Annotated in this window: 9 protein-coding genes and 1 tRNA gene; 4 read left to right on the top strand and 6 right to left on the bottom strand. The window is 69.1% G+C overall.

Annotated features, from left to right (window positions below; translation table 11 throughout):
- Positions 1 to 9 precede the first annotated feature (9 nt).
- Positions 10 to 1,071 (top strand): Ldh family oxidoreductase, encoded by a 1,062-nt coding sequence (locus ABZ880_RS08185; protein WP_361258761.1) that lies wholly within the window; start codon positions 10 to 12, stop codon positions 1,069 to 1,071.
- 30 nt (positions 1,072 to 1,101) lie between these two features.
- Here ABZ880_RS08185 and ABZ880_RS08180 read toward each other — a convergent pair whose 3' ends face one another.
- Both ABZ880_RS08180 and ABZ880_RS08175 read right to left on the bottom strand, forming a co-directional pair.
- On the bottom strand, positions 1,102 to 2,055 hold the full coding sequence (locus tag ABZ880_RS08180) for an alpha/beta hydrolase (protein ID WP_361258758.1): 954 nt from the start codon (positions 2,053 to 2,055) through the stop codon (positions 1,102 to 1,104).
- Positions 2,056 to 2,104: 49 nt separating this feature from the next.
- A complete protein-coding gene (locus ABZ880_RS08175; RefSeq protein ID WP_361258755.1) occupies positions 2,105 to 2,683 on the bottom strand; it encodes a helix-turn-helix domain-containing protein in 579 nt (192 codons plus the stop codon).
- A 215-nt stretch (positions 2,684 to 2,898) separates the two neighbouring features.
- On the opposite strand from ABZ880_RS08175, the gene ABZ880_RS08170 reads away from it, so the two are divergent.
- Complete coding sequence (locus ABZ880_RS08170; RefSeq protein ID WP_361258752.1) at positions 2,899 to 4,350, top strand: MFS transporter; 1,452 nt, start codon at positions 2,899 to 2,901, stop codon at positions 4,348 to 4,350.
- A gap of 148 nt (positions 4,351 to 4,498) precedes the next feature.
- Positions 4,499 to 4,572 (top strand) — tRNA-Pro (locus tag ABZ880_RS08165).
- A 107-nt stretch (positions 4,573 to 4,679) separates the two neighbouring features.
- On the opposite strand, the gene ABZ880_RS08160 is transcribed toward ABZ880_RS08165, so the two are convergent.
- The 4 genes from ABZ880_RS08160 to ABZ880_RS08145 all read right to left on the bottom strand — a co-directional run bounded on the left by ABZ880_RS08160 (position 4,680) and on the right by ABZ880_RS08145 (position 11,786).
- A complete protein-coding gene (locus ABZ880_RS08160) occupies positions 4,680 to 5,378 on the bottom strand; it encodes a site-specific integrase (protein ID WP_361258749.1) in 699 nt (232 codons plus the stop codon).
- Between the two features lie 149 nt (positions 5,379 to 5,527).
- Positions 5,528 to 6,847 (bottom strand): hypothetical protein, encoded by a 1,320-nt coding sequence (locus ABZ880_RS08155; RefSeq protein WP_361258746.1) that lies wholly within the window; start codon positions 6,845 to 6,847, stop codon positions 5,528 to 5,530.
- Positions 6,848 to 7,340: 493 nt separating this feature from the next.
- A complete protein-coding gene (locus ABZ880_RS08150) occupies positions 7,341 to 9,740 on the bottom strand; it encodes a hypothetical protein (protein WP_361258743.1) in 2,400 nt (799 codons plus the stop codon).
- Between the two features lie 1,146 nt (positions 9,741 to 10,886).
- On the bottom strand, positions 10,887 to 11,786 hold the full coding sequence (locus ABZ880_RS08145; protein WP_361258741.1) for a 5'-methylthioadenosine/S-adenosylhomocysteine nucleosidase: 900 nt from the start codon (positions 11,784 to 11,786) through the stop codon (positions 10,887 to 10,889).
- Between the two features lie 358 nt (positions 11,787 to 12,144).
- Between ABZ880_RS08145 and ABZ880_RS08140 the strand changes: the two genes are divergently transcribed.
- Positions 12,145 to 12,696, top strand: coding sequence for a hypothetical protein (locus ABZ880_RS08140; protein WP_361258738.1), 552 nt, complete (start codon positions 12,145 to 12,147; stop codon positions 12,694 to 12,696).
- Positions 12,697 to 12,704: the final 8 nt, after the last annotated feature.

The raw sequence follows: 12,704 nt of genomic DNA, 5'->3' as shown, positions 1-12,704 counted from the left end.
GAGACACCCATGCCCAACCCGCCTGCCAAGGTCCTGGTGCCCGCCGAGGACCTGCGCACCTTCTCCGCCACGCTCCTGGAAAGGGCCGGCCTGAGCGCCGAGCACGCCCGTACCACCGCCGACGTCTTCGTCTGGGCCGCCCTGCGCGGTGTCGACTCCCACGGGATCGCCCGCGTGCCCGCCTATCTGGAGCTGCTCGCCAAGGGTGTTGCCAACACCGAGCCCGACATGAAAGTCGAGTCGACGACTCCCGCGGCCGCAGTCCTCGACGCCGACCGTGCGCCCGGTCCGGTGGCGCTGAGCGCGGCCGCGGACGAGGCCGCCCGGCGCGCCCGGGAGACCGGCATCGCCTCCGTCGGCGTACGCCGTACCGTGCACACCGGTGCGATCGGCTACTACGTCTCGAAGATCGCCGAGCAGGGCCTGATCGGTATCGGTTTCGTGGCCGGTATGCCCAACATGGGCTACACCGGCGTCAAGGGCGCCGCCGTCGCCACCAGCCCCCTCGCGATCGCCGTACCGGCCCGCGACCACGCAGCGCTGCTCCTCGACATGGCCACCGCCACCGTCGCCCTCGGCAAGATCCGCCAGGCCAGGGCGAGCGGTACCCCGCTGCCCGAGGGCGCGGCCGCGACCGAGGACGGCACCCCCACCACCGACCCGGAGCAGGCGGTCATGCCGCTGCCGCTGGGCGGCGCCAAGGGCTCCGGCATGTCCCTGGCCTTCGAGCTGCTGACCAGCGTCCTCGTCGGCGCACCGATCTTCACGTCCTTCCACTCCGACGACCCCGCAGGCCGCAAACACCGGCAGAACGCCCTGCTCATCGCCGTGGACCCGGCCGCCTTCGGCAGCACGGACGCCTTCACGGCGGACGTCGACACCACACTGAGCACCCTCAAGGGCCTGCCGGTGGCGGAGGGCGCCGACGGCGTGTACTACCCGGGGGAGCGCAGCGCTACGGTGGCCGCGGAGCGGGGCCAGCAGGGCGTCCCCGTAGCGCCGAAGGTACGGCGGGAACTGGCTGAGAACGCAGTCAAGTTCGGCATCGCGCTGCCGGAGGCGCTCACCTAGACACCGACCGACTGCCACAAGGCCCGACGCTCAACCGACGTCGGGCGCTTCGGCATTGACGACCTGCCGGATGTGGCGTGCGATCAGAGCGTAGGTATTCCTGGCGCGTTCGTCGTCCGAGGTGTCGTATCCGTGGTCGGCTCCGGCCACGTCGTGGTGCGCCACCAACGCGCCCACCGTCCGCAGGCGGTCCGTGTAGGCCACCGCCTCCGCTTTCAGCAGGTCGAACTCGGCCGTGACGACGAGGGCCGGGGCGATACCCGTGAGGTCCGCCGTGTCCGACGGATGGGCGGGCGAGACCAGCCGGTCGCCGCGCTGCTCGATGTCCGGGACGTACGAGGTGTCGAAGACGTCGGCCATCCAGGGCCGTAGCGTGGGCTTGGCGACGGCCGCGCGCTTGCTCCGGGCGTTCGTCGCCAGGTCGAGCGGCGGATAGTGCAGCACCTGCAGCGCGATCGAGGGCCCGCCCTCCTCCAGCGCCTGCCGCGCCACGGCCGCCGCGAGCCCGCCCCCGGCACTCTGCCCGCCCACGGTCAGCCGACCGCCGTCCCAGCCGTGCTCGGCACCGTTCTCCGCGACCCAGCGAACCACCTCGTACGCCTGCCGGGGCGGCGCCGGGAACGGATGCTGCGGCGCGACGGCGTAGTCCACGTTGATCACGACCGCGTCCGCCTCGGCGGCGAGGAAGCGGCACAGCGGGTCGTCCAGCTCCGTCAGCGTCATGACGTAGCCGCCACCGTGGAAGTTGACGTGCACGGGCGGCCGCCCGGCGCTCTTGGTCGCGGGCCGGTAGACCGTGGCGCGAGCGGGGACGATGGACGTGGGGATCGTCAACTCGCTTGTGTTGCGCGGGAATTCAGGGAAGCGAGCATGGGAGGCCGCGGCAGAGCCGCGGCCCGAAGGGCGCCCGTCGGCGAACTGCGTCATGCGTTGCATCGCCTTGGCGACGAGTACGGCCACTGCCGGCCGGGCCAGGAAGGACATGCGGTCAAGTTACTTGAGTCACGCAAGAACTGGCTAGATCGTTGTCGGGTCAGCGTGCAGCGCGGACCCCGTCCAGCGCGATCGCCAGCACCCGGTCCCGCTGGGCGTCGTCGACGAAGACCGTGCCGGTGATGCCCGAGACCATGCGCAGCAGGTCCCCGAAGTCCATGTCCTTGCGGGCCACGCCGGCCTCCTGGGCCCGCTCGAACAGCGGACCCCCGGCGGCGTACATCGACTCGCGGCAGGCCTCGAAGATCTCGGACTCGTCGTCGAGGGCCTCGCGGACGGCCCGCTTGGTCACCATGTACCCGGTGAACCGGGTGAGCCAGGAGGTCAGCGCCTCCCACGGCTCCAGTCCGGCGACCTCCTCGGCGACCCGGACCAGCTCGTTGACCTCGTCCGCGTACACGGTCTCGAACAGCTCGCGGCGGGACGGGAAGTTCCGGTACAGGGTGCCGATGCCCACGCCCGCACGGCGCGCGATGTCCTCCAGGGACGCGTCGGCGCCGTGCTCGGCGAAGGCCTCGCGCGCCGCGCCCAGCAGGGCGTCGTAGTTGCGCGCCGCGTCCTTCCGGTGCGGTCGGCGGGACGCCACGATCTCGCGGACGGGGAACGGCTGAGCCGTCACTGCTGCCTCCCGGGGCGGTACGGGTTGAACCGGAGGTGAGCCTCCGCTACAGTGGAGGTATGCCTCCACTTTAGCAGTGCGAGGCCCCCCGTACCTTTCCGCGACCGCTCACCGCGGCCGTCGGCGTGCCCGTGCCGCTCGAGCGGCGAAACGGGTCCGCACGACCGTGGCCCGAGAACCTCGGCCGCACCCCGTTCGTTCGGAGAGGCCTTTTCATGCCCCGCAAGTCCACCCGTCTCACCTTCGCGGTCCTCGCGACCGGTGCCGGTGTGTTCGCCATGCTGCAGTCGCTGATCGCGCCGGCCCTGCCGACCGTCCAGCACGCGCTGCACACCTCCCAGTCCACCGCGACCTGGGTGATGACGGCCTACCTGCTGTCCGCCTCCGTCTTCACCCCGATCCTCGGCCGCGTCGGCGACCTGATCGGCAAGAAGCGCACCCTCGTCGCCGTCCTGTTCGTCGTGCTGCTCGGCTGTCTGCTGGCCGCGCTCGCCCCGACCATCGGCGTACTGATCGTCGCCCGGGTCGTCCAGGGCGTAGGCGGTGCGCTCTTCCCGCTCTCCTTCGGGATCATCCGCGACGAGTTCGCCCCGTCCGAGGTCAGCGGCAGCATCAGCAACCTGTCCGCCGTGATCGCCGCGGGCGGCGGCGTCGGCATCGTCGCGGCCGGACCGATCGTGTCCGCGCTCGACTACCGCTGGCTGTTCTGGATCCCGGTCGGCGTCGTCGCGATCACTGTGCTGATCGCCGTGCGATACGTTCCCGAGTCGCCCAGCAGGGCCGAGGGCAAGGTCAGTTGGCTCGGCGCCGGCCTGCTGTCGGCCTGGTTGGTGACCCTGCTGCTGCCGCTGAGCCAGGCGAGCAAGTGGGGCTGGGGTTCGGCCCGTGTGATCGGCCTGTTCGCCGCGGCCGTGGTCCTGTTCGCCGGGTGGCTGCTGGCCGAGGCCCGCTCCCGCAACCCGCTGATCGACCTGCGCGTGATGCGGCTGCCCGCCGTGTGGACCACCAACACCGCCGCGCTGCTGTTCGGTGCGGGCATGTACTCGCTGTGGTCCTTCCTGCCGGCCTTCGTCCAGACGCCCGCAGCCGCGGGGTACGGCTTCGGCGCCAGCGTCACGGCCTCCGGGCTGCTGATGCTGCCGATGCTGGTGGCGATGTTCTGCTCCGGCATCCTCAGCGGCCGCCTGGAACCGGCCGTCGGCGCGAAGGCACTGCTGACCACCGGTGCCGCGCTGGGCGCCCTCGCCCTGGGCCTCCTTGCCCTCTGGCACTCCGCGCAGTGGCAAGTCGCCCTGGTCTCGGGCGTGTTCGGCCTCGGCATCGGACTGGCCTTCGCCTCGATGGCCAACCTGATCGTCGGCAGCGTCCCGGCCTCCCAGACCGGCGCCGCGACCGGCATGAACGCCAACATCCGCACCATCGGCGGCTCCATCGGCGCCGCGGTGACCAGCGTCCTGGTCACCGGCCACCTCCAGCCCTCCGGCCTGCCGTACGCCTCCGGCTACACCCACGGCTTCGCCCTGCTGGCGGTGCTGTGCCTGGCGGCGGCGCTGGCGGCACTCCTGGTGCCGACGGCCCGCAGCGGCCGCCTCACCGGTCCGTCCCGAGCCGTGGCCGACGCGAAGCACGCCGAACCGGAGGCGGTCCCGACGGGCACCGGCAGCTGACACCCGGACCTTCCACTGACCCCCGGGGCCGACCCGGCCCGCCGGGCCGGCCCGGCCACCGTGTGCGGCGACCGCCCCGGTGAGAACACCGGTGTACGTACGGTAAAGTTGACCTGCGCAATCCCGCGGTCCGCCGCGGGAAGTGCACCGGGACGTGGCGCAGCTTGGTAGCGCACTTGACTGGGGGTCAAGGGGTCGCAGGTTCAAATCCTGTCGTCCCGACGGTGTTCACCAGCGGGTTTGCCGGAAACGGCAGGCCCGCTGGATGCGTTCGTGTGACACGTGATGGCGGCGTGATGGCAACCCCTGGCCACCCGGGCGGCCGGTTCTCAAGCCGCCCGATCTTGTGACGCTGCGGCGGTCTGGTGGTGGTGTTTGCGGTCGGCGCGTGTGAGCGCCTTGTCGATGGCGGTGACGGCGTCGCGGGCGGCGTGGGGCAGCAGGTGGCCGTAGAGGTTGACCGTGGTGGACAGCGTCGAGTGGCGCAGCGTCTTGGAGACCACGGCCAGTGGAACCCGTGAGCTGATCATGATGGTGGCGGCGGTATGGCGCAGGTCGTGGATGCCGATCCGGGTAAGGCCGATCTCCTCAGAGCGTCGGCGCAGCTCGGTGAGGATGCCCCGCGGGCGCAGCGGGGAGCCGTCCGGCTGGCAGAACACCAGGCCTTCCAAGGGGGTGCCCGGGGGCTGGCCGGCCCGGGCGAGGGCGGCCTGGCGCTCCAGCGCGGCGACGACGCGTGGAGACAGGCTCACACAGTTCTGGCTCGCCCTGGTCTTGGGGTGGCCGAGGAAGAGCCGGTTGTTGTTGACGGCCGTGAGGTTCCACCGCACCAGCAGCGTCTTCTCCGGCAGGTGGACATCCGTCCAGTGCAGGCCAAGGGCCTCGCCGCGGCGCATCCCGGTGCCGAGCAGCAGCTCGAACAGGTCGGCCAGCTGGTCGCCGTAGTGGGCATGGTTGTGCCGCAGGAACGCAGCCGCCTGGGTGGGGTTCCAACAGATCCGCTCCTGCGCCGCCGGCCGCGGCAGCATCGCGTGCCGGCACGGATTGTCCGCGATCAGCCGGCACGCACGGCGGAGCCGAGCGCACTGGAGAGTGTGGTGTCGGCGTACGGACTTCTCTGGCCCTGGCAAGATTTCCGTGAAACGGGGCTGTGCCACCGTGCGCCGGTGACGCTCCGTCACGGGTAGCGGCGTCGGAGGTGGGCCATGAGGACGACGCGGTGGCGCAGGAGTGGAACGCCGGCGCGGCCGGCCATGATCCTCTTCTGGAGCTTCAGATCCGTGATGCGGCCTTCGTTGACGCCGGAGTTGAACGGGGTGGTGATGCCCTGCACGACTGCCGGCTGGTCTTCGCGAATGGCGTTGGCCAGGCTCGCCAAGGCAGGCAGGCCGGAGGCCGCGAGGTGGTCGAGCCAGTCCGGCAGCGGGGCGGCGTCGCGGGCATCGAGCATGGCCGCGAACTGCCTTACCAGAGTGTGGGTTTGGTCGAGCTCCGGGCAGTGTTCCAGCAGCTGACGGAGTGCCTCGGTGGCGTGCAGGCCGCGCCGGGGCGGTGTGGTGGTGATCCACCGGGCGACGTGGCGGGGCGAGGGTGGCCGCTCGCGCGGTGTGTCGATCGGCAGACCGCGGCGGAGCGGCGCGATGGCCATCTTGACCCGCTGGTAGTGGCCGCGGTAGCCCTTCGCGGCAATCTCCTGGTGCAGCACGGTCGCGGTGTGCTCGCCTTCCTCCCACCGCTGCCTCAGATACTCCAGATACGGGTCGAGGCTCGTGGAGCGGCGGGGCGGAGTGCGCCGTATGCACTCCTGCCAGCAGGCAGCGCGTGCGTACTTGGCCACGGTGCGGCGGTTCAAGCCGAGTTCGCGGGCTATCGCGCTGAGACTGCGGGCCGTGCCGGTGTATCCCTGGACGGTCTCGAACAGTCGCTTCGCGTGACGGCGGGCGGGAGTCTCGGCCGCCTCGCGCGGTTCGTCCGGCGGCGGTGGGGCCGGTTCGGGTTCGGGTACCGCGGCGGCCAGGCAGCCGCGGTGGGCCGCGGCGATGTCCGCGACCCGCTTCGACAGCCCCTGCCACAGGTGAAAACGGTCGCTGACCTGCACCGCGTCCGGGGCTCCCTCGGTGATGCCCTGGATGAGGTCGGCGCGGACGTAGTCGCGGTAGCGGACGAACGTGGTGGGCTTGAGCGTCTCTTCCTTGGCACGCAGCCAGTCGGTCAGGTAGACGGCGAGGGCGAGGTCTTCCTGACAGCTCAGTCCGGTGTCCTCGCGCGTCAGGGCGTGCTTCAGTGCTGCGTGCGCGTCCTTGCGGGTGGGGAAGCCGCTGCGGCAGTGCGGCTTGCGCCTGCCGTCGGCGGACGGCAGGCCGACCGCGAAGGCCCACGAGCCGTGCCGAGAACGACCCTTGAGCTTCGGGCAGCTGGCGCCGAACTGCCGGCCATCGGGGCGGCGGCAGCCGCACCGTCGGTAGAGACGACCGCGCTCAGGGGAGCGAGGAGCCATGATGCTCACCTCCGGTGGGGGAGTGCGGTGGCTCCACGGTGACGGCGGCGTCATCCTCCGGCGTAGAAGCTGGCGGATCATGGCGTCTCGTGGGCGGATGCCATCACCTCGCCGTCACATGACAGATGGTGTCCCGCCGAATGGTGTAGCCGATCAAGCTGGCGGAATCCCCAGGTCGCGGCCCGAATCACCCTCGCCGGAGGCCCTGTTGAGGCTTGCCGGGCCGGGACCAGCGTTGATCGCACGACGGCTGGCTGCGGCACGTACCGGACGGCTTCAAATCGGAAGCGACGGACCATGATCGGCTACACCACGACGGGGGACACGACCACATGACACTGTTCGCCGCTGTTGAGCAGCGGCGCCCCCTTTGGGCGGTGCCTTGAATGACGAGATTGCGGTCACTGTCGTTTGTCGAAGGATCTGGGACTCGGCGTGGTCCCCAACTCACCCTTGTGGACGATCGGTTGCTGGCGTCGCGGGAATGCGGCGCTCACCAGTCGCGGCCGTCCGGAGGGAGTTCGTCTGTTTCATGCTGGATACGGTGCAGGGCGGATTCTGCGAGGTCGCGGTAGAACTGCCCCTCGACGCTGCCCTTGGCGCATGCGTCGGCTAGTTCAGCGGCCTTCGCATGTTGCTCGATGTCCTCGGGGTAGGGCTCTCCGGGTGTGCCTGAACGCATTCCGCTGATGACAGCGGAGTGCAGAGCGCCCCTAATGCTGTTCAGGCTGGTGTCTCCGTGGCGGTCTGCGGCACGCAGGCAACGACGTACGAACTGGGTGTCCCAGACGAGGGTCCGGGGGGCCTTGGACAGTATCGCCGCTGTGACCTTGATCTTCACCGGGTCGCTGTCGTCGAGATACTCGTCGATCACGTCGGTGACCTGGGTGTCGTAGGGGCCGGCGACGAGCGCAAAGAGGTTGGCTCCGAGGTAGTGCTTGATGGCTGAATCCGGGTCGGCGGCGAGCCAGTCGCGGATCTGACGCAGTAGTGCCGGGAAGTCATCGTGGTCGCGGAAGGGCGGTGTCACCTGCCAGTGGAAGGGCAGGGGAAAACGCCCGGCTGTTGCCTGGGACGCGTAGCGCTCCACTCTCGTTTCGAGCAGTTCGATGACGGCGAGAGGCTCGGTGCGGGCCAGTTCGGCGAGGAATAGTCCGATCTCGTGGCTGTCGATGGACGGTGCATTGGTCAGGGCGCTGAGGAACGATTCCTGCTGGTCCTTGGCGAGGTCCGACCAGGCCAGCGGGCTGTATGGCGGACCTGCTATGGCCAGGGCGAACGCGATGATATCCGGCGTCTCCGCGGCGAGCGAAGCGGTGAGCAGTTCGACGGCTAGGTCTTTGTGCTCGGAGGCGATGGCGTGAACGGCGCCAAGAGCTGCCCTGCGCACGATGCTGTCTCCGTGGGCGGCAAGTTTCCGCAGCAGATCCGCCTCGCCGTCGAGTAGATCGCCGCGTCGGCGTTGGATGCCGAAGGCGTGTGCTGCCTCCCGCGTGAGTTCTGTGTGCCCCGTGTCCGTGAGCGTCTGGCTCCAGTGGACCGCGCGGTCGCCTGCGGTATTCCCCAGCGCGGCGAGGGTGACCGACACCAGTGACGCCAGGGGGCTCTCGGGCGCGGCCATGGCCTGTTCACAGATGGCGTCGCCGACGGACGGGCGGTGGGTGACCAGTGTCCAGATGAATGGTCGGGCCCGTCCGCTGTCTGTGCCGAAGACGCTGTCGTTCTCGCTGAGCAAGGCATCGACGCGCGTGGCGATCTGATGGTCTGTCCACTCGTCGAGTGTGGCCGTCACGTCGCTGAACAGAGCTTCTTGCGCCGCGTGCCAATCCGAGGCGTCGGAGTAGTCGGCCGGGTTGGCTGGCCCGCCGTGCAGTGCTCGGGCGAGTTCGTTGTCCAGTGAGGTGGGGATCGCGTTCAGGAGCGCTAGGGCGGGGCGGCGGAGGTCGTCGGGGCCGTATTGCGCGAGCCAGCGTAGCTCGGTGCGCACGGCGACCAGGATCGCTGGCGCCAGAGTGTGTTCGCTCACGTGCCGGTGCAGTCGGTCGATGGTGCTCGCGAGGTGAGGGATCCATGGCTGGCGAGCGGCTTCGGTCGGCGTAGGCCCGAGATCGCCCGGCGGCAGGCTCAGTGCGCTTCCGATCAGCGAGCGGGCCGCCGAGGCGCGTTCGAGTTGCGGGTGCCCCAACTCCGCGAAGGCCAAGTCCATGGCTGCGTCGCGCATAGCAAGGACATCAGGGGTGGGTTCCAGCATGTAGCGGCGGAGTGTCAGGGTCCACGTGGCGTGCGTCCAGACCTCGTCGTGCCCCTCCGTGGCCAGCAAGGGGGCGAGCACGCTCAGCGGCTGGTGGACGGAGGGAGCGGCGGGTGCGCGGACCAGCCAGCGTTCGACCTGAGCGATAAGAATCCGTTGGTATTCGGTGGGGCCCCACCGGGTGTAGCTGGCGAGCTCCGCCAGAATCCGCATGGGGTGCGAGGGATTCTGGGGCATCGGACGGGGGGCATCTCGGCCCAGGTTCCAGAGAAGGGCTGCGGCCTGCGGCAGGAACTCCAGGTGATAGGCAGCGGCCTTGAGGACGGGGGCTAGGGCATGGCGCACATCCGTATCGGTCCAGGTGTGGGCCAATCCGAACCCCACTTCAGCGGTGACGGGAGCGCAGGGATTACCCATGGCCCACGTGGCCAGCTCAAGGGAGCGCCGCGGCTGGAAGAAGGCGACCTTAGCGACAACTTCCAGGAGACTCACCCGTTCGTGGGCATCTGCGGCACGGAACGCTGCCATGATCTGCTCCCAGAGGGGCTCGATCAGTCCGCCGGCGCCGCTGTCCTGTTGCCAGTCCACACGACCGGCGTTGACCACGAGGTTGGCCAGCGCACTGCCTTGGGCTGCCTCCATGGCTCTGACGAGGTAGCCCGTGGGAAGCCCGGTGCTGCTGTGCCGCGCGGCTCTGACGAGCAGGGCATCGCCCAACAGATCTGGCACCAAGCGCACTGTGGGGCCGTGGCTCAGCACCACCCCGGCGTCCTCGAGAGTCTCCAAGTGCTGCGCGCAGAGGTCGAACGGCAAACCCGGTCAGGGCTTCCAGCGATGTACGGACCTCCGTTTCTGCAAGGCGCACGGGCTGGAACGCGGCGACAGCGGAAAGCAGTTCCCCGGGCACCTGGCAGGATGCCGGAACGGTGGTCAGGGCGTCGGCGAGCCGGTCGGTGAGCTCCAGGTGGAGTTGCTCGTCGCCTTCGAAGCTCCGGGGATCCAGGTCACCGCTGTTGATCAGGGCCGCGCCGGTGACGATCAGCAGCGGGCAATCCCGTGCCGCGGCGGCGAGCCTCGGCGCATGGAGCCGCGCCGCTTCGTTCAGGATCTCGCCGGCCAGGGAGAGAGCGTCGTCGAACTCCAGGTCGCCCATGTCGACGACGGTGGCCTCGCTCGCATGCAGGCCGGCCTGGGCCAGCGCTCGGCGGGCATGGTTCATGCCATAGGGCCGCAGGGAGAGCAGCACGTTGGCGGAGCCGTTGACGCTACGGACACCGGAGACGATCTTTTCCAGAGGGAGGGTGTCTTCGTGTGCGTCGTCGACGATCACCAGCAGATTGCCCGTGCTCGGCAGTTCCTTGAACCCGCTCGGGCCGACGGCGGAGTGCGAGTCGAGCAGACGTACTTCGATGGCCGGCTCCGCATCGCGCAGCGCCTCGCACAGAGCCGTCACGATCTTCGTCTTCCCGATTCCGCCCCTACCGACGAGAAGCGCGACGTGTCCTTGTTCGTTTCTGGCGAACGACACGAGGCTGTCCATGGTCTGTGCGCGCCCGACGAGTCGCCAACGGTGCGTGTAGACCGAGCCTTTGTTCACCTTGCGGAGGTAGTCGTCGGGTTTCATCCAGGGATCCGGCTCTGCGGGCCCATGGTGGTGATGGATGATCTGGTCGCCGTTCTGGACCGCGTAGACGGTGCCGCCGTTACTCGCGCTGTTGATCTGTACGTGCGCGGGCTCATCCGGGCGGCACGTGGACTGGCCACTGCCGAGCTTCTCGGCGTCCTCGCTCACCGGTCACCGCCCTGCGGCCCGTGGTTGATGGTTTGGCTGCCGTTCTGAACTGCATAGACCACTCCCGACCCGTCCGCCCGGTTGATCTGCTGCTGTCCGCCCGTCCCGCTGCGATCTCGTTCGGGCCTGCCACTTTTGTCCGGTGCGGGCAGTGCTGCGATGACCGCCATGGTCGCGGCAGCCGCATGACGTGCGGCCGCCTCCTGGCCGCCTGCCGCGTCGGAGTCCGACTTGGTTCCGTTGGCCCGGTCGCTGATGCCGCGCACCACTAGGAACGGCACCCCGCCTGCCAGATGAGCGGCGCTGGCGAAGCCGGCTCCCTCGGTCTCGATGGCGGCCGCGCCGTTGTAGTGCCGGTCGAGGTACTCCTCCAGTTCCGACCCGGCGGAGTCCAGGACGATCTCACCGGCCAGGATGGGTTTGAGGTGAATGCGGGGCAGCGGGTCCGGAGGCGGAGAAATGCGCTCGGTCCAGGCACCGCGGTCGACGTAACGCGCGACCTGTTGCAGCTCGAAGGTCGTCTCCCAGGACCGCGGCCGCGCTTTGAGACCGTCGGCCTCCTGCCGGCCACCTTGGTAAGCCCACACCTGAGTGGCGACGACGACGTCTCCGAGAGCCAGGTCCTTCTTCCGCCCGCCCGCGATGCCGGTGAAGAACACTGCACGAGGGCTGAGCCAGCTGATGGCACGTTCGGTGAGCGTCGCCGCGGCGTGGTTGCCCTCGCCCGCTTCCGCTATGTAGATCTGCCACGGCGTGCCCGGAAGCTCGCCACGCTCGAAGATCAGGCCCGTTGGGTGATCGATTCGCTCCAGGTCCCTCAGATGCCTGGCGACCGCCAGGTACTCCCCCGACAGGGCGGTCAGGACGACGATTGCTTTGGTACCTGTGCTCACCATCGAGTCCCCGAAACGTCGATCTCCGAGCGCAGGATTCCCGCCCGGACAGCGGCCGTCATCGACCGCGCGGCCCGGCAGTCTAGCCGACTGAACGCAACCACACGCCAGTTGCGTTGGTGCCGACGCTGCTGCAGTCACAGAGCCAGCAGTCCCGGTAGCTCTCGGGCGGCTGCCCCCAGCAGCAGGCGATGTCGGGCGCGGTGATCGGCAAATCCCGAGGAATGAATGTCTGGGCACTGAAATAATCTTGCATCTCGATGAAGGCCGCGGCGGCAGTCGTGCTTGACACGCTTCTTCGGAACTGCCAAGTGGCTAGCAAGAGGGGCGTGTTGGATATCCCGGGAAGGGGTTGGTCGACATGGTGGAGGAGGATGTCACCCTGGGGCGGTTGCTGCTAACCGAATACCAGAGCATCAAGGAGGAGCAGAAGGCGCGGATCGGGTTCCGGGACAACCTGCTGTATGTAACTCTCACGGTCGTCGCGGTCGTCGTTGCCGCTGCGGCGCAGGCGAAGCAGACGGCGATGCTGCTGGCTTTGCCGCCGGTGTGTGTCGTGCTCGGGTGGACGTACCTTGTAAACGACGAGAAGATCACCGCGATTGGGAGGTACATACGCAACGATCTCGGGCCACGTCTAGCTCAACTGGCCTATGTCGAGAAGACGTTCGGGTGGGAGTTCACCAACCGAGAGGATCCCGGCCGCCGGTTCCGGAAGATCATTCAATGTGTCGTCGACCTTCTGGCGTTCTGCGTCGTGCCTCTGAGCGCGCTCGTCGCGTACTGGAGTGGTGGACAAACTGCGCCTGGCCTCCTGATCCTTTCGGTGGGCGAGGCGCTAGCGGTGTCGGGGTTGGGGGGCTTCATCGTACGGTTCGCGGTGCCGTTTGGGTCGGAGAGCGAGGGGCGGTGAACAACGCG

This window comes from Streptomyces sp. NPDC047043, assembly GCF_040644055.1.
GTDB lineage: Bacteria > Actinomycetota > Actinomycetes > Streptomycetales > Streptomycetaceae > Streptomyces.
Note: the sequence above shows the minus strand (reverse complement) of the source record. Positions and strands in the feature narration are given on the sequence as shown.